This is a genomic window from Archaeoglobus sp. UBA230 (assembly GCA_002507545.1).
Taxonomy (GTDB): domain Archaea; phylum Halobacteriota; class Archaeoglobi; order Archaeoglobales; family Archaeoglobaceae; genus Archaeoglobus.
The window spans coordinates 1-20,092 of the sequence record DAVR01000009.1; the positions used below are offsets into that span (position 1 = coordinate 1).

Consider the following 20,092-nt stretch of genomic DNA (forward strand, 5'->3'; position numbering starts at 1 on the left):
AAGGAGGGTGCTGGAGTTCATGACTTCAAACGGAATCAGATCGTTCAAGGATGTGGCTCATGTCATCCATGCATATCAGGTCAACCCGGAGAGAGCAATGAAGTATCTCGGCGTGGAAGAGCTTTGAAAGAAATTTACACGATAGGACATTCTAACAGAAGCATAGAGGAGTTCAAGAGGCTTCTGATAGAACATTCAGTGGAAGTTCTTGCTGACGTGAGAAGGTTTCCCAGTTCCAAATACGAGCATTTTAATCAGGACAAGCTAAAGAAGAGTCTCAAAGATGTTGGAATTGACTACATCTGGTTTGAGGGACTTGGAGGATATAGAAAAAAGATTCTGGAAAATTCTCCTAACACAGCCATAAAGAGCAGGGGATTCAGAAATTATGCTGATTACATGCTGACTAAGGAGTTCAGAGAGGAAGTCGAAAAATTGATCGAAATTGCAGAGAAGAGAAAGGTTGCCATAATGTGCTCTGAAAAGTTTTTCTGGAAATGCCATAGAAAGTTCATTTCTGACTATTTGACCCTCAGAGGCTTTATAGTAATCCATATAATAAATGATGTTGTTAAAGAACATAGATTAAGCAGAGAGGCAAGAGTTACTAATATTGGGCTTATTTACGATGTGGAGTTGTGATTGAGATTACGGGATGTTGTTACAGCATCATCATCCAACCTAATTTTATCCCAACCTAATCTTTGGGATAGCTTGATGCAGTTGATGTGCCTTTAACTATTTTGCCCACTGAAAAGTGTATTTCATGAAAAAATTTATATAAGATTTTGACACCTAAATTATTGGAAGGAGTAAACCTGAATGGAGGTGTGTGTGATGGAGCTTCCACTTGCTCCTGTGGAAAGGCTGCTGAGGAAGGCTGGAGCAACAAGAGTCAGTGAGAATGCAAAGGTCGAACTGGCGAAGGCAATTGAAGATTATGCTCTAAAACTTTCGAAGAAGGCTTCCGAACTTGCAAAACATGCAGGAAGAAAGACTGTTAAGGCTGAGGACATAAAGGTCGCTCTTAGAGAGCTGTAAAGTTATTTTCTTTTTGATTTACATTTTTTATAATATATTAGGGGATGTGAAACTCCGCAATCCCAGACGCAGTTCTGGTATGTCCTCATTGTGTCGCATGAGGGAGAGGTGTATTCAGATCCCTTTCCTCTCTCTCCAGCGATGTGCTCTACCTGATATCTTGTCTTCTCCTCATCAAAATCCGGAGCAGACTTAAACAGAGTAATTATGCCCTCAACATCCATTCCGATGTTAAGCAAAAACGATGTGAGAGCAAATCTTGCAGTGTGGGGGACGTTCATACCCCTCTGCAGTTCAGAAAGTATTTCCTTCATGCAGGGTGGCAGACATTTCAGATCAACCTCACCGAGATCAAAGCTGAATCTCTTCGCTTCTCTCGCTGCTTTTCTGCTTAGCTCCTTTACAGCGGGCTGGATGGAGGGTATGACCGGTACTTTTTCGAAGAGCTTTGCCCTCAACATTTCCTCAATGATTCGAATAACCTCTGCTTTCGCTGTCTCAACAAAGCCGTCTTTCAGCTTTCTGTTTACGAGTCTCCACCTCTCGTCCCTAATCCTTGAAGACGCTTTAACGTAGGTCGAAACGTGCACATCCCACCCCTTCAGTTTCACACCTATATCCAGAGCTATCAGCCTGAGAACGACATCACCATCTTGCTTCTTTATCTCTGGTTTTTTCAAACCTACATCGTTTCTCATCAACTCTGCATAGTAGCTTGATTCATTCACTGCATACCTCATCCTGACCCAGTCATCGAGAGCCGAGACAATCATCCTCGAGGAGATATGGGACAAAAGGGACAATTCCGCCTTTCTATACCACTCTCGGTAGATGTCCTCTGGATAGTCATAAGAGCAGTTCTCAAAACACTTCATGCAGAGATCACAGTTAACAAAGCTTCCTTTCTCAGAACAATCGTAGCAACGCCCATCACAACCGACACAGAAGAAGTCTGCTTCCTCGACATATCTATCTCTGTATATCTTTCCATCAATCGCGTGGCTTACAATTTCCTTCGCGACCTCAATAGCGTCTGGAGACGCCTCAAGTCCCTTTGCAACGTCGAAGGTGAAAACCCTTGAGGAGAGTCTTAGGAAAGGATATCGAGTTAGGAGGGGTAAAAGAGGAAGATATTTCATTATTCGGCTTCGATGCGCGGTGCAAGAATGTATTCGACCCTTGTCTTCCCACCAACGAGTTCGAATACCAGTCTTACGGGATAATTGGTTCCGAGGTGGATCGTTAAAAGATCACCGCTGCCTGCTACCTTGCAGAACTCCTTGAGGTAGTCAACACTGAACATACTCCTCGCCTCTCCCCCGTTAAATTCGATAAGCTCAGTCTCACTCATCTGGAACATTATACTGTCCACGTCACCCCTTGCCTCAATCTTGAATCCGTCTCTATCGGATTTGAACACTACATGGTCACTGATTTTGTCTGCTGCGGCAATTGCCTTCTTGAACTCACCTGCGTCTATGACTATTTTCGCAGGAAGTTCGAGTTCGGGAATTTTTGGCTCCTTTCTAATGGCTGAAGGATCAATGAGGGCGACTTTATACTCAACACTTCCGAACTTTATCCTGAGTGTGCTCTCATCCTGAACACTTAGTTCAACAAGGTCCTTTGCCGAAATAGATTTGCTGATATCAAATACTCTGTCCATATCAACGCCTACGGTCTTTTCCTCATCAATATTGTAAACCTCAAAGCTATCCCTCGGCACATCTACGATAACCATCGCAACGTTTGCCGGGTCTACCGCACGTGAATGGAGACCTTTTTCGAGAAAATGCATTCTTGCTTCACTGACGAGAGCCACAACAGCCCTTGTAACAGTCTTCAACACCTCTCCAGTCATTATGACGTCTATCATACTCAACTTTTTTTAGGTGTGTTAATATTTAATTTTTTCTACTCAGTACCCTCTTAACTCTCTCCACAATATCTTTCTCGCCAACGTCCGAGTCAAAGCAGACAGACCGCACAAATTCTTCGTTAAGACAGTTTTTTCTACAACCATTTATCAGAACTACGAGATCGGCTCCAGTTTTGCTTCCAGAGTGAAAAAATTCAAAGGAGTGGAAATTTTTTCTCAGTATTTCCTCAACCTTTTCCCTTAAGTATTCGGGATTGCAACCCCCACAGTATCTGATCAGAACTTTCATTTTTGATTTCCTCTCACTCTCTCGAAATCTTCATCCCGCTTAATTCCTGCAATCCTTTTTGCCTCCTCTTTCTTCATGTCAATGTTGCTCCTCCTCCATATCATGATCTTCTGAGCTGCTGGGGAGCCAGCACCGTGCATGGATTCTGGCAGTTCCGCGCCGATAGACAGGTTCTCTATAAGTCTGAACATCCTCAGCCTATGCTCGGTCGGAATTTCTGCCCTCCCCTTCAGGTATTTCTCAACCATTTCCCTCGTTTCGGGGTTTCTGTAGTCCAGTTCGGATGGTGTTGTTATCACAAATCCCCCGGCAAGGTCTTGAGAGAGCCTCGACCACTCGTAGGGCAGGCGAGTGATATTCAGCTTTGTAACATTCGCAAGCAACAGGTTAGGCATGTATGCTCCCGATGGAGTCTTAAACCCCTCATAAGAGCATGCAAGAGAGCAGCACCAGCATGTTTCTGCCATGTGGATCATCTCCGTCAGCTTGTCTACGATGTGAGAAGCTCCCTCAACTCCGTTGTATTCGGCAATACATGCAGATGCTCCTATCAGAACATCAGCAACACCAACCTTGCAGCCTCCGTAGTTTTGCCTGTGGAAGGTGGCGAAGGTCTCTACAAGCTCAGAGGTGAAGTCGTACTCCCCGCACATGAAAACCCTTTCCCATGGCACAAAGACATCGTCGAATACTACCAAAGCCTCTCCACCAACGGTCGCATACTTCGCATTTCCGCAGTCTATATCTCCATCAAGCCTCCTAAGATCATTCGTCTGCCTGCCGAATATCATTGTAACACCCTCAGCATCAACGGGTACAGCAAATGCGACAGCATAGTCCTTATCTTCTTCACCCATCGCCCTCGTTGGCAGTGCAATGATTTCGTGAGAGTTGGCAACGCCGGTTATGTGAGCCTTCGCCCCCCTCACGACTATACCGTCCCCTCTCCTTTCCACAACCCTAAGGTATAGGTCTGGATCAGCCTGTTGATGCGGTCTTAAGCTGCGATCTCCCTTAACATCGGTCATCGCACCGGCAACCATCAGGTCGTTTTTCTGGACATACCTGATATACTCCTTGACCCTCTCGTGGTAATCTGTTCCGTATTTTTGATCCACGTCGTAGGTTGTTATGTAGAGTGCGTTTATCGCATCAAGTCCGACACACCGCTGAAAGCAGCTCCCGGTCTTTCTGCCGAGAAGTCTCATCATCCTCACCTTCTTAACAAGGTCGTCCGTGCTTTGGTGAATGTGGGTAAATCGGTTGATTTTCTCGCCAGTCAGATGCGAGGTGGCAGTCATTATCTCCGCATACCTTGGATCGTGAGCGAGTTCATACGTCATTGCCGCGGCATTCACGTGGGGTGCAAGAATTGGATCATCTGCCACACTGTCTATTCTTTTCCCCATAAAGTAAATTCTTGGCCTGTATTTTCTCAAGCTCTCGATATACTCTTTACCATTCATCATTTCCATCACTTTTTGAGTGTTATTCAGATAAAATATAACCTTTTCCGATTGTTTGAATTTTAGTTCAAAGTGTGTTCGCAATAGATGATGTTTATGCCCGCAGAGTGAGCGTTGGATTAGATTTATTATAAGCGCTGCCACACATAAAGACATGCGAGCATCCTTCAGAATTTTCAGAGTTTCAGGAATTGATGTGGAGGTGCATATCAGCCTGCTGATTCTACTCATGCTTCTGATTTACGCATTCATGGTTACACCCCCTCCTTTCGGATTCGCTAATTTCCCCACTGTTGAAAGAATCGCCCTGTCAACTACTTCTGCAGTAGCATTATTTGCGTCAATACTCCTTCACGAACTTTCCCACTCCATATTCGCCCGCAGATACGGGGTTAAAGTCAGGAAAATCATGCTCTTCATATTTGGTGGAGTTGCGATGATGGAAAAGATGCCGAAAAAGCCCAGAGAGGAGTTCGCTGTTGCGATTGCCGGACCTGCTGCAAGCATTTGTATTGCCGCATTGTCTTTCTTCCTCTCATTTACCCCCCATACCGTCGTATCCGCATTCTTCACACTTTTTGCCTATTTCAACCTCGTTCTTGCCCTCTTCAACCTGATTCCGGCCTTTCCAATGGATGGTGGAAGAATCCTGAGAAGCTTCCTCGCGGAAAGAATGAGCTACGCCAAGGCAACGAGGATAGCTGCAGAAGTTGGGAGGGGTTTAGCAATCGTTATGGCTATATTGGGTATATTCTATAACCCGTGGCTTATTCTGATAGCACTGTTCATATACATCGGGGCGAGCGAGGAAGAAAGGCTCGTTCTGCTTGAAAATATTCTTGGACGGGTTAAGGTTGAGGATGTTATGAGCAGAGACGTGCTTTCTTTATCACCAACAGCAAAGGTTTCGGAAGTCATAGAGGTGCTACTGAAGCACAAACATCTCGGATACCCGGTGATGGAGGATGACAGACTTGTTGGAATCGTTACGTTGAAGGACATCATGGGAGCAGACCCTGATGATACGGTGGAGAAAGTAATGTCTAAGGATGTTGTTACAATTGAGCCTCATAAGTCTGTCTTTGAGGCTTTTAAAATCATGAGTGAGAGAGGGATTGGTAGACTGCCAGTGGTGGAAAATAGTAAAGTGGTGGGTATCATTTCGAGGAGTGACATCATGAGGCTGAAGGACATACTCGAAGCTATGGAGGTGATGGGTTGGAAAAGAGGCTAATAATCATCGGTACAGCGCATGTATCGAGGAGGAGTATTGAAGAGGTAAATGAGATTATTGAGGCTGAAAAGCCTGATGCTGTTGCTGTTGAGTTATGTCCAAGAAGGTATAGAGCCCTTGTCCACGGAGTAAAGGATGAAATTCCTGTTACGGACGTTATAAGGAAAGGAAACGTTTTTCAGCTCCTCTTTCAACTTGTTCTTTCCTATTTCCAGCGTAAGTTTGGAGAAGAATACGGGGTAAAGCCCGGCGCAGAAATGCTTGCTGCTGTGGAGAAGGCTAGAAGCGTCGGGGCTGATGTTCTGCTTATTGACAGGGACATCGGAATAACCTTCAGCAGGTTCTGGCAGAGTCTGAGCTTTTTTGAAAAGCTGAAGCTTATATGGCATCTGGTCAAAAGCATGTTCTCTGGGGAGGATATTGATGTTGATGAAATGCTCGAAGAGGATGTTCTGGATATTCTGATAAAGGAATTCAGGAAAATATCTCCAAATGCTGCCAAGGTCCTGATTGATGAAAGAGATACCTACATGGCAGCAAACCTCTTGAATGCCTTTTCGAGGTATGACAAAATCGTGGCTGTTGTAGGTGCAGGGCATAGAAAGGGGATAGAGAATGCTTTGGAGAGGCTCAAATACAATCCGGTTAACATAAGGGAGCTTGAGGAGGTTAGAAAGGGTAGGAGCTTGCTGAAGTATTTTACCGCAGCGTTCACGGCTCTGATAGTAGCCACCTTCGTTCTCATAACTGTCTCCCTTAACACAGAGATACTGATTCAGGCCTTCATTTTCTGGTTTTTAATCAACGGCATTCTTTCTGCTATCGGAGCTGCAATCGCAAGGGGTCATCCACTATCCATTGCTGCAGCTTTTCTCTTTGCATGGCTCACATCCCTCAACCCTCTGATAGCAGCGGGATGGGTTTCTGGACTTGTGGAGGCATGGATAAGAAAGCCGACGGTGGATGACTTCTCAGGGCTTGTGGAGGCTGAAAGCTTCCGTGATATGCTCAACAACAGATTCTTTAGAGTTCTACTTGTTGCAGCCCTGACAAACATTGGAAGTATGATCGGAACGATCTACGGGGGCTGGTATATCCTATCCACCTTCGGAATTGATGTCGCGAAGGTTGTTGGAGAGAGGGTTTGGGAGATACTGTGAGAGGTGTAATGAGAATTCTCATTCAGCCAATTGGGGATTTGGAAGAGGATTTGATTTTTTCACTTGAAAGGGGTCTGGCAGACAGGTTTAACGCCCAAATCAGTATACTTGCTCCGACAACTCTCGACATGTCCTGTTTTAACCCTATGAGGTATCAGTTCAACTCAACTTGCCTTTTAAGAAAGCTAAAGCCGGTTTGGATTACCTTAGGTGTCACCGACAGGGACATTTACGCTGACAGGATGAACTTCGTCTTTGGAGAGGCTGAATTGAATGGAAACAGGGCGATAGTTTCAATTTACAGGCTCAGAAGTATGGACAGCAGAGTTACTGAAGAGAGGTTAATCAAGGAGGCTGTTCACGAGATAGGGCACGTTCTCGGTCTGAAGCACTGCAGAAACAGAAGTTGTGTTATGAGCTTCTCAAACAGCCTTGCAGAGGTTGACATTAAAGGCTCATACTTCTGCGCCTCATGTGCCTCCAAAATTAGGGCCTATCTAAAAGAATGAATCCAAGCTCAGCTGAGAGGTGCCCTTTAAATTCGCCTCGTTGTACCCGAATCTTTCAAGAATTCTCAGGACAGAGGGGATTATCTGGTTGTCAACATAGTAGTCTTTATCCAGCTTCTTCGTCATAATGCCACTTTTCGTCTTTATCTTTATCACTTCTCCGTCAAATTCCTCAATAAGGTCTATTGGGTATGCCCTGTCTCCAACATTGCCCGAACCCTTTACAATCACGTATCCTATCTTTGAGGAGACTGGGTAAACTATACCCAGTTCTCTCGCCTTTAACGCAGCTTTGACATGAGCCTGCATTGATTCATATTTGGAAGGCTTTTTGGTCAGACCCTTGTAGATAACAACATCTTCGAGCGATATCTTTCCAGATTTTATGTCAGATATGACTTCCTTAACGAGTGAAACGGCTTTTTCAGGATTTTTCCCCTTCAGTATTATCTCTATTACCTTTTTCTGCACTTTCTTTGCAAGCTCGCACCAGTCTCCCCTCCTAACCTCCAGACCCTTAACGACGAGCCTTTCATCTGCTGTTAGTCCAGCGTATCTCTTCTTTTCAACGAAGAATATCGCGCTGTAATACTCATCCACTTCAATCTGGATTGGAAGCTCCTCTGAAAGTTTGTTTATAAGCTTCTCAATCTCTGATTTAAGCTCTTCAAGGCTTGCTGGCTTCGTTACGAAGATGCTATCAGTATCTCCATACAGAACTTTAAAGCCCATACTCTCGGCAATTTTGGCTGATTTCCTGATAAAATATCTCCCCCAAGCTGTTGTTGCTTCAGCACATGGATGACAGTACCATCTGGCAAGATTCCAGCCCATGTAGCCGTAGAAGGAATTGGTCAGAACTTTAAGGGTCTGCTGCTTGATGTCGAGCAGTCTGTATTCTGGGCTGTTGTAATCCAGTTTTTTCATCTCCGCCTTGATTTCCTTTCTTCTTTCAATGAGCATCCTCAGAATTCGTTTGAAAAACCCATCAGGACTTTTTCTGAAGCTGTGTCCGACTTCAGGGGCTGTGTAGCAATCCTCTCTACATCCGTAGGTATCGGGGCTGATGTTGAAGGCTATCATGATGGATGGATACATGCTGGCAAAGTCAAGACAGACAACATTCTCATGCAAACCCCTCTCAGGTTCGAGAACGAACGCCCCTTCGTAGCTCTCTGCATGTTCCGGTGGGTTCGGGGCAACCTCTCCAATTTTTCTTGCCTCGCTTAAAAGAAGCCAGTCAACCTGCTTTCCCCTCCCCATCCGCGTGACATCATCCACTGGGAGTCTTATCATCTTGGAAAGCTCGTAATGCATAGGAAGAAGCTCTTTCGCTATCAAGTAGGTGTTGATAACATCCTGCTTTGCGTATGTGAGCACCCTCTCCTTTTCTCCCTTCATCCAGTATCTATAGATGTCCTTCGCCTCAATATCTGCGATTTCAATCTTCGTTCCGAGATACTCTGCAACATTTTCAAGCTTCTTGATCTTTATGTCGGAAATTCTAACTGCTATGTCATACAAGTCAACATTCAATCTACCCGTAATCTTCGGCCTGCCACCCCTGAAGGTCAGATTCGACCCGTCCCTACCTATGTCAAGGCTAACTTTCAGCTTTTCAGCCCTCTTTCTGATGTAGGGCCAGTCAAACCCATCCTGATTGTAGCCAACGATTATATCCGGATCGTAGTCCTTGATTAGCTTTACAAAGCTGGAGAGTATCTCCCTTTCCTTGCCTGTGAGAATCTTTTCCTCCTCATCATCCATTTTTGTGGAGATAACGATAATCGGGTCGTTATCAGAATCGGGCATTCCAAAGGAGGATAGCATTTCACAATCAAAAACGAAAATCTTAAGCTCAGGAAACTCAATTCTGCTCTTCCTTCTAATCTCCTCAATTTCATAACTTCTGATTTTTCCTTTTATCTCCTTCCCTTCAATTTCCACACCGTCCATGCACGCCAAATCTCTGTCTATCAGATAGCGATATGCAAAGGGAATGTCAGCCTCTCTGACATCTCCAAACTGAGAGAAGTATTCCCTCAGCTTTGGAACATGCTGTGGGTGGTGGGCATAAATGATAAATCCCTCAAAATTCCTGCCGAGTGACTTGATCTTTATCCTTTCATAGGAAGCAGGCTTGATGTCCTCCTTCCTTGTCTTGACAACAGCATTTTCAATAATGTCTTCATCAACACCGATAACGTAAAAATAGGGTCTGAAGTTGCTGTCATAGGCTACAAAAATGCCCTCATCATCCTTGCACCACAATCGGATGATTGCTTTTCCATCTTCAGTGATGTAGTCTGCATCAATCAGCCAGCCCTCCATTATAACTTCAATAGGATTGAAAGGATTTAAAGTTTGACCATCACCCTTAATTCTCACCCATCCCAAAAATTCATATATTTGGCTCAAACAATGATAATTGATGCGCACATACCGTTATCGCTGGGCAATTTTTTCAGTTTTATCTGCAATATACTTTTTCGTTTATTTCCACAGAACATCAACAGCCGTTTTGGCCGATGAGATAATGGAGGAGTTTGCTGTATCAGCCCTTGCCATCGGTCTCATGTCCTCAGCCTACTTCTACCCTTACGCACTCCTTCAAATACCTGTGGGAGTTTTGTCCGATACCAAGGGGCCGAGAAAAACGACTACACTTTTCACCTTTATCGCCTTTGCTGGCACTCTGCTCTTTGCAATCTCAAGCTCATTTCCGATGGTGGTATTTGCCCGTCTTCTGATTGGTGTTGGAGTTTCCGGCGTTTACATCCCCACAATCAAAGCTCTTTCCCAGTGGTTCAGAAAGCACGAGTTTGCAACCTTAGCAGGTGTGCTCTTTGCAGTGGGAAATATGGGTGCTCTGCTCTCAGCTTATCCCTTAGCTATGATGGCAATAATCTTTGGCTGGAGGACGGCATTCCTTCTCATCGGTATAATCACACTCTTCCTCGCCATAACCTGCTGGGTAGTTGTGAGAGACTCACCACAGTCTGTAGGGCTTGAGCCTCTGGAAGATTCTGCGGTGGAGGAGGGCAGCTTATCTGAAACTTTCAGAATGGTAATTACAAATAAGTATCTCTGGATAATAGCAGTTTCGGCGTTTCTGAGATACGGCGTGACGATGGGATATCAGGGGCTGTGGGGAGGGCCGTATCTTATGGACATTTATGGTCTTTCAAGGGATGCTGCTGGAGGAATATTGATGATGGTTGGTGTAGGGACGATTGTTGGAGCTCCAGTGATTGGATATCTGTCAGATAGGGTGTTCCGAACCAGAAAGTGGTTTCTGATCCTTGGCGGTATTGGTTTCACCGCAGCCACCTACCTCCTTGCATTTCACACGGGAAGTATGAGCGTAGGAGACCTGTATCTGGTATCCTTTCTGATCGGGTTCTTCGGAGGTGCAGGGTCTGTAGCTTATGCCTATATAAAGGAGATATTTCCTCTGAGGATTACGGGTATGGCCACAAGCATTGTGAACGTTTTTCCGTTCTTTGGTGGAGCGTTATTTCAAGTGATAATGGGCTATCTCATGGATACTGTTGGCTCGCAAAATGGTGCGTATCCCGTAGAGGCTTACGCACTATCCTTCAAATTCTGCTTTATGGCATCGCTCATCGCTACAGCTATATCGTTTTTTATCAAGGAGAGTTATGAATAAAACGATAAGCTTTTTTATATGACCCCATTTTCTGGAGATAATGATAATTGGAATTGACGTCGGAGGAACCAACACGGACGCTGCGATTGTTTCCGATGAGATTAAAACAATCAAACTTTCCAATGATGTTGGTATCGGTGGCATACTCAAAGAAATATCAAAAATGGCTGATCTGAAAACTGAAAAAGTCGTCGTAAGCACTTCATGGCCTTTAAATTTAATCATATCCAAATTTAGTGAATACCAAACCCTCAGCCTCGTCATCCCCGGACCGGGTTTGAACTATTCTGAATACGGGGTAATTTTGAAGGGTTACATCAACCACAGAGGTGATGTGGCTGAGGAGATAGAGGAGGAGGAGGTAGAGAGGGTTGTAAAGGAAAATAAATTTGATAACGTGGCAATTTCGTCAAAATTTTCGGTCAGAAACAGCTACATAGAAGATAGGATATATGGAATCGTAAAAAAGTTTGTTGACAGCAAGAAAGTCGCCTGCAGTCATTTTGCGGGTGGAATGAACTTTCCCGCCCGAATTAACACCACTATCGTGAACGCAAAGATAAAAGAAACAGTCCACAACCTTACAGAGCTTATAAAGGGATATGCTGGAGATTTCTACTATTTTAAAGGTGATGGAGGTATAGTGCCCTATCAAATCGTCCTTGAAAACCCTTCTGAGCTTTACAACTCATCTCCAGCCGCTGTTGCTCTCGGGGCGAAATATCTGACTGGTGAGAAAGATGCCTTAGTTATAGACATTGGAGGAACTTCAACCGATTTTGTTGAGATCGTTGACGGAATGCCAAGAATCGTTGAGGGAATAGATATAGCGGGCAGAAAGACTCTGATAAGGTGTGTGGACTCTTTCAGCATACCCTTTGGCGGAGATTCACTTGTAGATAACAGCAAGCTTAGACCAACATCCGGAAAGTCCATCGCCTTTGGTGGGAAAGACTTTACACTCACCGACGCCTTGAATTGCGCCGGTCATGAGATTGGTGATTATAGGGCATCCAGAGCGGTTGAATGTGATGCAGAATCTGTTATAGAGCAATACGTTTCAGTTGTAGCCTCGACCGTTGAGAATATTGGCTGCAAAAAGCTGATAGGAACGGGATATCTGGCACCCTATTTCATCCCGGAGATTGCGAGGAGGGTTGGTGTGGAGCATATCATCCCTGAGCATTACGAATCGGCTAATGCTGTTGGTGTAGCAGTCTCCAAGATAAGCCTGACTCTCTACGCTCGCATAGACACTGAAAAAGGATTTTCTGCCTACAACGGTAGTGTTGAAGACTGTCCATTCAGAGTTGGCAGTCTTCCCGACGACGAGCAGATTCTGGAGGTTGTTACTGAAAAGGTTGTGGAAATTGCAAGAAAATTCGGTGCGACTGATGAGGAAGTTGGCAACGTGAGGGCAATATACTTCAACTCTTTTACAGTTGTGAGGGGTGGGATGAAGAGGGGAATTATTGCAGATGTTATCGTTCAGATAGAGCCGGGAATCAGATATGAATGAGTATAAGCCCTTGTTTGATGCAATAGAGGATTTGAAGGAAAGGGCAAGAGAAGGATGGGTAATCATCGTTGAAGGAGTCAGGGATGCCGAATCACTGAGGAATCTCGGTGTTAGGGGAGAGATAATCGTTTTTTCGGGATTTGCCGCTACAGCGGATATTGTGAAGGACAGAGATTCCATAATTATGACCGATTATGACAGCAGGGGGATGGAGATTGAGAGAGGACTGATCAGGGCTCTGCAGAGTTACGGTAAAGTGCCGGATACGGGAATAAAGAGGAGGATATTTTCAAACGTTAAGAAGGAAATTTCGAAGGTTGAGGAGCTCCATTCTTTTATATCAAAAATTCGGGTTAGTAAAAATAGCAAGTGATTTATTTCCACAAAATAGCTTCTTCTGGGTGATTCGATGAATGTAGTCGTTATTGGCGGTGGTGCTGCTGGGCTCAAGGCAGCTTCGAGGATTAGAAGGAAAGATGCTGAGGCAAAGATAACGGTTGTTGAAGCTGGAAAGTATGTTTCCCTCGGGAGATGTGGGCTGCCCTACTATATCGGCGGGCTCGTTCATGAAATAGACAACCTAAGAGAGACAACCTATGGGGCAATTAGGGATGAAAATTACTTCAAAAGGCTCAAGAACATTGATATTTTGACTCTCACGAAAGCTATCGAGATTGACAGGAAGAAGAGGACTGTTAGGGTGGTGAATAACGGAAAGGAGGATGAGCTGAATTACGATTACCTCGTCATTGCAACGGGATCAAGGCCTGTAAAACCGCCAGTTGAGGGAATTGATGCTGAAGGCGTAACCACTCTTACAAGTGCAGAAGATGCTGAGAAGATAATTGAAATGTGGGAGGAGGGAGCAGAGAAGGCTGTTGTTATTGGAGCAGGACTCATCGGTCTTGAGTCTGCTGAAGCTTTGAAGAACCTCGACATGGAGGTTACAGTTATCGAGATGATGGATAGAGTTGCACCGACAATGCTGGACAGGGACATCGCAATACTTGTCGAGAAGCATCTGGAGGAGAAGGGAGTAAAGGTTCTTACCAATACGAGGGTTGAAAAGATAGTTGAAGGTGATGGGAAGGTCAAGGGGGTAGTGGCAAACGGAAAGGAGATTTCCGCTGATCTCGTTGTTGTTGCAACAGGTATAAGGCCCAATGTCGAGCTTGCTGAGAGGGCAGGACTGAAAATTGGAGAAACAGGAGCTATTTGGGTTAATGAGTATATGCAGACGAGTGATGAGAGGATATACGCAGGTGGGGATTGCGTTGAAACCAATCACCTCGTTACCGGCAGGAAGATTATCGCCCCCTTCGGTGACGTGGCGAACAAACAGGGGAGGGTTATTGGAGAGAACATAACTGGTGGAAGGGCAGTATTTCCCGGTGTGATTAACACTGCAGTTTTTAAAATATTTGACTTCACCGTTGCGGCAACAGGTGTGAATGAGGCTGCAGCCAAGGATGCGGGAATCGAGTATATGAGTGTTATTGCTCCTGGGCCAGATAGAGCGCATTATTATCCCGGCACCGCCTACATCAGGCTGAAGCTACTGGTTGAGAAGGGAACTTGGAAGGTTGTGGGAGCACAGGCGGCAGGGATGGGGGAGGTAGCGAAGAGGATAGATATCCTTTCAACGGCCGTTCAAGCAGGGATGACAATAGACCAGCTTTCAAACCTCGACCTCGCTTATGCCCCACCCTACGCTCCCGCGCTCGACCCTGTAATCACCGCCGCAAATGTGGCAATGAACAAGAGAGATGGGATGTTTGAAGGCATTACTGTTTTCGAGTTAAAGGAAATGCTTGACAGAGAAGACGGCATCTTCATACTGGATGTTAGAAGTGAGGATGAGTTTGAGAGGAACCATATCAGTTCGGAAAAGGTCGCAAACATTCCGTTGCTGGAACTCAGGGAGAGGCTGAGCGAGATTCCGAGGGATAAGGAGATCGTAATCGTAACCGTTTGCGCCCTCGGACTGAGAAGCTATGAAGCAGCAAGAATTTTGAAAGGGGCAGGATTTGAGAAAGTAAAGGTTCTTGAGGGTGGGATGGCCTTCTGGTTTGAGTGATTTTTTTAGTTTTTTATTTAACTTAATCGGAATCGGAATTATGGGTTGCTTAGCGTCTCCATCCCCACCCATCACACTTCCATCGGGCACACTTCTACTCAAATAGAGCCGAAACCTTTATTTTTTATCAAAATTAATTTTACAGGATGAGCATTGACATAGTTCTCTCGATTCTTGAGATGGTTGAGAAGGAGGACTTGGACCCGCATTCCGGGAAGCTATTTGCCTACGTGTATGAAACGGGCGATGAGAACATAAGGAAAATAGCGCAGAAAGCTCTGCAGATGTTCGGAGAGAAGAACCTTCTGGACTTCACAGTCTTCAAAAGCGCCGTATTCTTTGAAAAGGAGGTTGTAGGCTTTGCAAAGAATCTGATGCACGGTGATGTCAGCACTGTTGGCTCCTACACCTTTGGGGGGACGGAGAGTATAATGCTGGCTGTAAAGGCAGCGAGAGATTACTACAGGAAGAGAGAGGGCAAGGCAGTTGTTCCAGAAATCTTGGCCCCTGTAACGATACATCCGGCATTTTTGAAGGCTGCTGACTACTTGGGCTTGAAGGTTATAAGGATGCCCATTAAGGAAGCAAAGGCTGATGTTGATGCTTTTGCAGAAAACATCAGCGAAAAAACAGCTTTAATAGCTCTCTCTGCTCCAAACTGGCCTTTCGGCACAATAGACCCTGTGGAGGAAATAGCCGAAATAGCCTTGGAGAAGAATGTGCTGCTGCACGTTGATGCATGCCTTGGAGGATTCATCCTTCCCTTCTTTGAGATGCTCGGCGAGAAAATCCCACTATTTGATTTCAGAGTTGAAGGGGTGAGTTCTATCTCCTTAGATGTGCACAAATACGGCTACGCTCCCAAAGGTGCATCTGTTGTTCTCTTCAAAAATCCTGAGCTCAAAAAGTGCTCGATGTATGTTGACGTATCCTCACCCGGCTACGTTTTTGTAAACCAAGCAGTGCTTTCATCAAGGCCTGAGGGACCATTGGCCGCATCTTTTGCGGTGGTAAAGTATCTTGGCGTTGATGGATACAAAGAGCTTGCTGCGAAGGTACTGTCAGCGAGAGACAAAATTTACCGAGGAATGAAAAATTTGGGTTTTGAGAGTGTGGGCAAGGTTGAGAGCAGTGTTCTATCCCTTTACAACGAAGATTTGGACTTAATGGGATTCATAAACAACATAAAAAAATTTGGCTGGCAGCTTCACCTACAGAAGGGGCTGAAAGACTTCAACATCCCGGACAACATCCACTTAGCCCTCAGCCCAGTACATGAATCAGTTGCAGAGAAGTTCATAAGGGATGCGGAAAGGGCAATAGAAATGAAGCCAGAAGTGGATTCAAAACAGATTTTTGCTCTTGCGGAAAAAGGGAAGTTTGCAGATATCATCAAGGGTATAGAGGAAGGCAGAATAGATTCAAGCGTAATTCCAATGCTTCTCGAAGCGATTCCAGAGGAGATGGCAGTTGAGCTGATAAAGAACGTTGTCATCGAGTGGTTCAGATGAGGACTCTGCTCACATTGGGCTTCATATTCATTGTGTTCGCCTCACAGGCAGTATGGGTGACATTCTCACCCGTCCTCACCTTTGCTGCCGAGGAAATTGGAGTTTCCGTTGAGTTTCTTGGTCTGCTTGCCGTAACTTATCCCATCTTCTTCCTTATTCTGACAATACCCAGCGGTTTGCTTCTTGACAGGGATTTCAAGCGATGGTTTCTCTTTGGCTCCGTAGCTACTTTCTTTGCCGCTGCAGGAAGATTTGTAAGCTTCAACTATTACTGGCTTCTTGTATGTCAGCTTTCAGGAGCCTTGGGGCAACCATTCTTGCTGAACGCCTTTGTCCCCTACGCCTCTCAGCTTTATGAGGAAAGGAGGACGGCAGTTATTTCAGTGTTGAGTCTCTCAATGTATCTCGGCACCGTTTTCGCCCTTGCAACAGGACTTAAGCTCTACACCATTGGTGGATTAAAGATTCTGATTATGCCCGCTGCTTTAATAGCGGTTCTTGGTATTTTACTCATCCTTGTCTCTATAAGAGGCGTAGAGTTCCGTAAGGCTGAAAAATTTGCGGTAAAGCAGTTTGGAGGTGTTTTGAGGAGAAAGGACCTCTGGATTATCGGTGCCATACTGGGATTTGGTGTTGCCACCTTCGACAACCTCGCTACGTGGCTTCAACCTGCCCTTAGCAGCGAGGGTTTGGAAAGGGTTGCAGGGGATGCTGTTGCCCTGGCCATAATTCTCGGACTGATTGGAGTTGCAGTAATCCCAGACAGAATTGCAAGGAAAAACCTCAGAACGATATACATGAGGTCAATAACCCCGCTCATAGGCATGTTCTTCGTAATCCTCATTTTTGCCGTTAATGATGTTCTGCTCTTTGTCTTTCTTGGTGTCAGCGGATTTCTCATGCTTCCCGCCTATGCAATAATAATGGACTGGATAGGGAAATTCTGTGAGAAGGATGTTCATGGAAGCGCTGCTGGCTTTGTTGGGTTGACAAGCAGGGCGATTTCTGTAGCGCTGACACTGGGGGCGATTTACTTCATCACCAGTGCCGAACTCTACTTCGCCTATCTCACCCTACCCGTTATGATTGCCTTTATCCTTACCCTAATGCTCCCCAATGACCTCAGGATTTCACAACTTCAAAATGGACAACGGTGACGAACTCCTCATCTTTTATCTCCCCGTAAATCCTTTTTAGGGTGGAAAGCAAAGCATCCCTACTTTCAAACCCATCTCTCCTTGCATCCTCTTCGGTAAGCTCCTTGAGCCTCTTGATAACCACCTTTTTTACCTTAGCTAAGGCAAATCTCTCTCCATTGGCTGTCAATTCCACAATTCTTCCAACCGGATAGCTCTTTATTCCCCTTCTTACAGTAGTTATCTTCTCCCCTGAAATTATCCGATCAACAAACTCGGCATCGAAGTTAATCTTCTCCATAGTACCATCTCCAGACCTTTTTAACCGCATTTAGCAGAGTTCGGTACTTCTTGAACCCCTCTCCCGGCAGGTCCTTCCAGTGCTTGAGCTGCAGGCATTTGCCGATTAAAACCTGCACCTCCACATCCTCCAGCTCATCTTTGTCAGTTCTTGAGTAGTAGTATCTCACGAGTGGGCGGATAATGTCCGAAACATACTCGTAGAGGCTCATTCCCTGAAAGTATTTGCTCATCCTCCTCCTTTCGACCTTTCCGAATTCTGGTAGAGGTAGATCAAAGTCCCTTCGCAGGGATTTTAACAGCAGAGCAGCAGTTTCAGTCTCAAGGTCTGAAAGCTCATCGGCAAGGTATTCAATTAGCCTCCTGGTAAATTCAGCGTTGAGCATTTCGACAATGCTCTCAACATCCGGCTTTAGCGCCTTGAGAACTATTACCGTGTGTTCTCCACTCACCTCGTTTCTCTGGGGAGTTATGTGCACCGGAGTAAAGCTATTCCTTATCCAGAATCTCAGCAGTTCAGGGGAGACTCCAAATCCTGATCCCACCCAGTCCATTCCTCTGCCAAAAGCCCACTCGACTATCTTGGCAAGGGCAAAGCTGCCAATTCCCATGTCCATTGCTTCCGGATGTGTTGCTATCCTTACAACCCTCGCTCCGACCATTTTCGGAAAATCAAAGTGCCAGTAGTGTTTCAGCATCAGATCAGGGATGATCTGCCCCTTCGGCTTGTAGCCGTCCCTTATCTTATCTATGGTTTCCTCATCAAGATTACCTTCAACTGCAACGTGGAGGGAGCAGACGGGTTTTCCGTTAACTGTAACGATAAAAGGCAAGTGATTTGGCATGTCCAGCAGGATTGCTAAATCGGAAGGTCTGTTGCGGTAGTGGGCGAGAACGTAGATGCCAAAGAACTCCCTCAGAAGCCTTTCATCTCCTGCAAGCTCATCCTTTGAAATCTCCCTGAACTCCAGTTTGCCCTCCCGAATTGCCTCTATGTCTTTATCATCAAGTTCTGCAGGCTGCGCATCGAGCAAAAGCACATCGTAGAGCCATTTCTCTATCGGGTCTCCCCTGCCGTATCTGATTGGCTCCTCCATGTGGATTCTGTTGATCTCAACGCTATCGTCCTTTTCAAGCCTTTTCAAAAATCTTATGCTGAATCCTCTCCCAGTGCCTTCATAACCGTGAATTGTGGTTGAGAAAATTACATATCTCATTCCTTCAGTAATTTTAAGCAGAACAGGTACGTCAATTCCCGCAGCCTCATCCACAATTACGACATCAGCAAAATCCTTCTCCAGCATTGCTCTTCTTGGCACAACGTATTCAACCCTTGCGTACTTGCTGTTGACCACCGTAATCATCCCGTTTGTCTCCTTGGCGAAGTATTTGGTCATCCCCTGCCTCACCATTGCCTTCAGCAGGAATTTGAAGTAGGTCTGGACTGACTGGGGTGTGGGAGCAACGACCATGATTCTGGCAGGTCTCTTCAGCAGTCTCTGCATCCTCGATATGATGTAGGGTGTGGCTATGCCGAGAATCGCTGTTTTCCCTCTTCCCCTGTCTGCCGTTATAACAACTGCCTTTCTTTCTTTTTCCCTCTCAAAAAGGCGTTCAAAGACCTGCAGAACCCTTACCTGATCCTGTGTGGCGCAGAGCTTGTATAGCTTCCTCTTTATTTCAATGTCCTCTGGGATAACAATTTCTTCCCTTGAAACGTCCTTCGGTTCAAATTCGTAGGGTTTTATAATCTTCCGCCTGTCTGCATCAAAAACGATAATTCCTTCCGCTTTAAGCGTACGTCGCATAAATCTCGCAAAGAATCTGCCCTTTACGTCATCAACCGTATAGGGTTCGCTCACCAACTCTTCATGCCATCTGCTCCTGAAATTCTCCCACCTCGTTAAGGGAGGAGAAATGGCGATTATTATCCCGCTCTCTTTGATTGTTTCGACAATTATTCCGAGATCGTTTGGGTGGAAACCCTCGGTAAAATCTATTATAAGGGATGAATATGTCTGACCAAGCACCTTCGGAGAGTCCTTGTAATGTAAAAACTCTCCTTCAAAGTATCTGCGAGAAATTTCGAGAAAATCGCTCCTTCCAGCGATCAGTAACGTTTCTCCTTCCTGTTTTCTCTTCCACCTTTTGTAAACTCTCTTCGCAATCTTCATTACTCTATCATCAAGCTTATCGGAGCACAGGACTACCATGAACCTGTGTCTATTCTCGGCAGCGATTTCTGTTGCCCTTGAAATCTCTGCAAGAAGCTCTCGTACAGTCATTGATTATAGGAGTATG

The 20,092-nt window shown here is 45.3% G+C and carries 18 protein-coding genes; 11 read left to right on the forward strand and 7 right to left on the reverse strand.

The features are described from left to right. Nucleotides 1–123: 123 nt before the first annotated feature. Together BP688_RS02365 and BP688_RS02370 are read left to right on the forward strand one after the other, a co-directional pair. Nucleotides 124–642, forward strand: coding sequence for a DUF488 domain-containing protein (locus BP688_RS02365; RefSeq protein ID WP_290596828.1), 519 nt, complete (start codon nucleotides 124–126; stop codon nucleotides 640–642). A 195-nt stretch (nucleotides 643–837) separates the two neighbouring features. After that, nucleotides 838–1,041, forward strand: coding sequence for a histone family protein (locus BP688_RS02370; protein ID WP_290596827.1), 204 nt, complete (start codon nucleotides 838–840; stop codon nucleotides 1,039–1,041). Nucleotides 1,042–1,043: 2 nt separating this feature from the next. Here BP688_RS02370 and priL read toward each other — a convergent pair whose 3' ends face one another. Genes priL through BP688_RS02390 form a run of 4 tightly spaced genes read right to left on the reverse strand, consistent with a single transcriptional unit; the run spans nucleotide 1,044 to nucleotide 4,684 of the window. Further along, on the reverse strand, nucleotides 1,044–2,180 hold the full coding sequence (gene priL, locus BP688_RS02375; RefSeq protein WP_290623873.1) for a DNA primase regulatory subunit PriL: 1,137 nt from the start codon (nucleotides 2,178–2,180) through the stop codon (nucleotides 1,044–1,046). After that, nucleotides 2,180–2,917 carry a DNA polymerase sliding clamp gene (locus BP688_RS02380; RefSeq protein ID WP_290596825.1) on the reverse strand — a complete coding sequence of 246 codons (738 nt, stop codon included), beginning with the start codon at nucleotides 2,915–2,917 and terminating at the stop codon, nucleotides 2,180–2,182. The genes priL and BP688_RS02380 overlap by 1 nt, the downstream gene beginning before the upstream one ends. 28 nt (nucleotides 2,918–2,945) lie before the next feature. After that, nucleotides 2,946–3,209, reverse strand: coding sequence for a hypothetical protein (locus BP688_RS02385; RefSeq protein WP_290596824.1), 264 nt, complete (start codon nucleotides 3,207–3,209; stop codon nucleotides 2,946–2,948). Then, nucleotides 3,206–4,684 (reverse strand): 4-hydroxyphenylacetate 3-hydroxylase family protein, encoded by a 1,479-nt coding sequence (locus tag BP688_RS02390; protein ID WP_290596829.1) that lies wholly within the window; start codon nucleotides 4,682–4,684, stop codon nucleotides 3,206–3,208. The genes BP688_RS02385 and BP688_RS02390 overlap by 4 nt, the downstream gene beginning before the upstream one ends. A 145-nt stretch (nucleotides 4,685–4,829) precedes the next feature. Here BP688_RS02390 and BP688_RS02395 point away from each other — a divergent pair, with 145 nt between their 5' ends. Genes BP688_RS02395 through BP688_RS02405 form a run of 3 tightly spaced genes read left to right on the forward strand, consistent with a single transcriptional unit; the run spans nucleotide 4,830 to nucleotide 7,578 of the window. Beyond that, on the forward strand, nucleotides 4,830–5,909 hold the full coding sequence (locus BP688_RS02395) for a M50 family metallopeptidase (RefSeq protein WP_290623874.1): 1,080 nt from the start codon (nucleotides 4,830–4,832) through the stop codon (nucleotides 5,907–5,909). Beyond that, nucleotides 5,894–7,069, forward strand: a complete 1,176-nt coding sequence (locus BP688_RS02400; protein ID WP_290596822.1) for a TraB/GumN family protein — start codon at nucleotides 5,894–5,896, stop codon at nucleotides 7,067–7,069. Before BP688_RS02395 ends, BP688_RS02400 begins: the two co-directional genes overlap by 16 nt. A gap of 8 nt (nucleotides 7,070–7,077) precedes the next feature. After that, nucleotides 7,078–7,578 (forward strand): archaemetzincin family Zn-dependent metalloprotease, encoded by a 501-nt coding sequence (locus BP688_RS02405; protein WP_290596821.1) that lies wholly within the window; start codon nucleotides 7,078–7,080, stop codon nucleotides 7,576–7,578. On the opposite strand, the gene BP688_RS02410 is transcribed toward BP688_RS02405, so the two are convergent. After that, entirely contained in the window at nucleotides 7,567–9,909 is a 2,343-nt protein-coding gene (locus BP688_RS02410) for a DNA-directed DNA polymerase (protein WP_290596820.1), read from the reverse strand. The genes BP688_RS02405 and BP688_RS02410 overlap by 12 nt on opposite strands. Before the next feature lie 100 nt (nucleotides 9,910–10,009). Between BP688_RS02410 and BP688_RS02415 the strand changes: the two genes are divergently transcribed. The 6 genes from BP688_RS02415 to BP688_RS02440 all read left to right on the forward strand — a co-directional run bounded on the left by BP688_RS02415 (nucleotide 10,010) and on the right by BP688_RS02440 (nucleotide 17,512). Next, the gene (locus BP688_RS02415; protein ID WP_290596819.1) at nucleotides 10,010–11,248 is read left to right on the forward strand and encodes an MFS transporter; all 1,239 of its coding nucleotides are present in this window, start codon (nucleotides 10,010–10,012) and stop codon (nucleotides 11,246–11,248) included. A gap of 40 nt (nucleotides 11,249–11,288) precedes the next feature. Next, nucleotides 11,289–12,767, forward strand: coding sequence for a hydantoinase/oxoprolinase family protein (locus tag BP688_RS02420; protein WP_290596818.1), 1,479 nt, complete (start codon nucleotides 11,289–11,291; stop codon nucleotides 12,765–12,767). Further along, nucleotides 12,760–13,140 carry a toprim domain-containing protein gene (locus BP688_RS02425; protein WP_290596817.1) on the forward strand — a complete coding sequence of 127 codons (381 nt, stop codon included), beginning with the start codon at nucleotides 12,760–12,762 and terminating at the stop codon, nucleotides 13,138–13,140. Before BP688_RS02420 ends, BP688_RS02425 begins: the two co-directional genes overlap by 8 nt. Before the next feature lie 36 nt (nucleotides 13,141–13,176). Next, complete coding sequence (locus BP688_RS02430) at nucleotides 13,177–14,844, forward strand: FAD-dependent oxidoreductase (protein WP_290596816.1); 1,668 nt, start codon at nucleotides 13,177–13,179, stop codon at nucleotides 14,842–14,844. A gap of 146 nt (nucleotides 14,845–14,990) precedes the next feature. After that, nucleotides 14,991–16,355, forward strand: coding sequence for a pyridoxal phosphate-dependent decarboxylase family protein (locus BP688_RS02435; protein ID WP_290596815.1), 1,365 nt, complete (start codon nucleotides 14,991–14,993; stop codon nucleotides 16,353–16,355). After that, on the forward strand, nucleotides 16,352–17,512 hold the full coding sequence (locus BP688_RS02440) for an MFS transporter (RefSeq protein WP_290596814.1): 1,161 nt from the start codon (nucleotides 16,352–16,354) through the stop codon (nucleotides 17,510–17,512). The genes BP688_RS02435 and BP688_RS02440 overlap by 4 nt, the downstream gene beginning before the upstream one ends. On the opposite strand, the gene BP688_RS02445 is transcribed toward BP688_RS02440, so the two are convergent. Together BP688_RS02445 and BP688_RS02450 are read right to left on the reverse strand one after the other, a co-directional pair. Continuing rightward, complete coding sequence (locus BP688_RS02445) at nucleotides 17,478–17,792, reverse strand: ASCH domain-containing protein (RefSeq protein WP_290596813.1); 315 nt, start codon at nucleotides 17,790–17,792, stop codon at nucleotides 17,478–17,480. The two genes, BP688_RS02440 and BP688_RS02445, sit on opposite strands and share 35 nt — an antisense overlap. Beyond that, entirely contained in the window at nucleotides 17,779–20,076 is a 2,298-nt protein-coding gene (locus tag BP688_RS02450) for a tRNA(Met) cytidine acetyltransferase TmcA (protein WP_290596812.1), read from the reverse strand. The genes BP688_RS02445 and BP688_RS02450 overlap by 14 nt, the downstream gene beginning before the upstream one ends. Between the last annotated feature and the right edge of the window lie 16 nt (nucleotides 20,077–20,092).

Coding starts and splice junctions, on each gene's coding strand:
- BP688_RS02425 (WP_290596817.1), top strand. CDS start 12,760: ATGAATGAGTATAAGCCCTTGTTTGATGCAATAGAGGATTTGAAGGAA.
- BP688_RS02380 (WP_290596825.1), bottom strand. CDS start 2,917: ATGATAGACGTCATAATGACTGGAGAGGTGTTGAAGACTGTTACAAGG.
- BP688_RS02405 (WP_290596821.1), top strand. CDS start 7,078: ATGAGAATTCTCATTCAGCCAATTGGGGATTTGGAAGAGGATTTGATT.
- BP688_RS02390 (WP_290596829.1), bottom strand. CDS start 4,684: ATGGAAATGATGAATGGTAAAGAGTATATCGAGAGCTTGAGAAAATAC.
- BP688_RS02410 (WP_290596820.1), bottom strand. CDS start 9,909: ATGGAGGGCTGGCTGATTGATGCAGACTACATCACTGAAGATGGAAAA.
- BP688_RS02435 (WP_290596815.1), top strand. CDS start 14,991: ATGAGCATTGACATAGTTCTCTCGATTCTTGAGATGGTTGAGAAGGAG.
- priL (WP_290623873.1), bottom strand. CDS start 2,180: ATGAAATATCTTCCTCTTTTACCCCTCCTAACTCGATATCCTTTCCTA.
- BP688_RS02440 (WP_290596814.1), top strand. CDS start 16,352: ATGAGGACTCTGCTCACATTGGGCTTCATATTCATTGTGTTCGCCTCA.
- BP688_RS02385 (WP_290596824.1), bottom strand. CDS start 3,209: ATGAAAGTTCTGATCAGATACTGTGGGGGTTGCAATCCCGAATACTTA.
- BP688_RS02395 (WP_290623874.1), top strand. CDS start 4,830: ATGCGAGCATCCTTCAGAATTTTCAGAGTTTCAGGAATTGATGTGGAG.
- BP688_RS02370 (WP_290596827.1), top strand. CDS start 838: ATGGAGCTTCCACTTGCTCCTGTGGAAAGGCTGCTGAGGAAGGCTGGA.
- BP688_RS02415 (WP_290596819.1), top strand. CDS start 10,010: ATGCGCACATACCGTTATCGCTGGGCAATTTTTTCAGTTTTATCTGCA.
- BP688_RS02430 (WP_290596816.1), top strand. CDS start 13,177: ATGAATGTAGTCGTTATTGGCGGTGGTGCTGCTGGGCTCAAGGCAGCT.
- BP688_RS02420 (WP_290596818.1), top strand. CDS start 11,289: ATGATAATTGGAATTGACGTCGGAGGAACCAACACGGACGCTGCGATT.
- BP688_RS02450 (WP_290596812.1), bottom strand. CDS start 20,076: ATGACTGTACGAGAGCTTCTTGCAGAGATTTCAAGGGCAACAGAAATC.
- BP688_RS02445 (WP_290596813.1), bottom strand. CDS start 17,792: ATGGAGAAGATTAACTTCGATGCCGAGTTTGTTGATCGGATAATTTCA.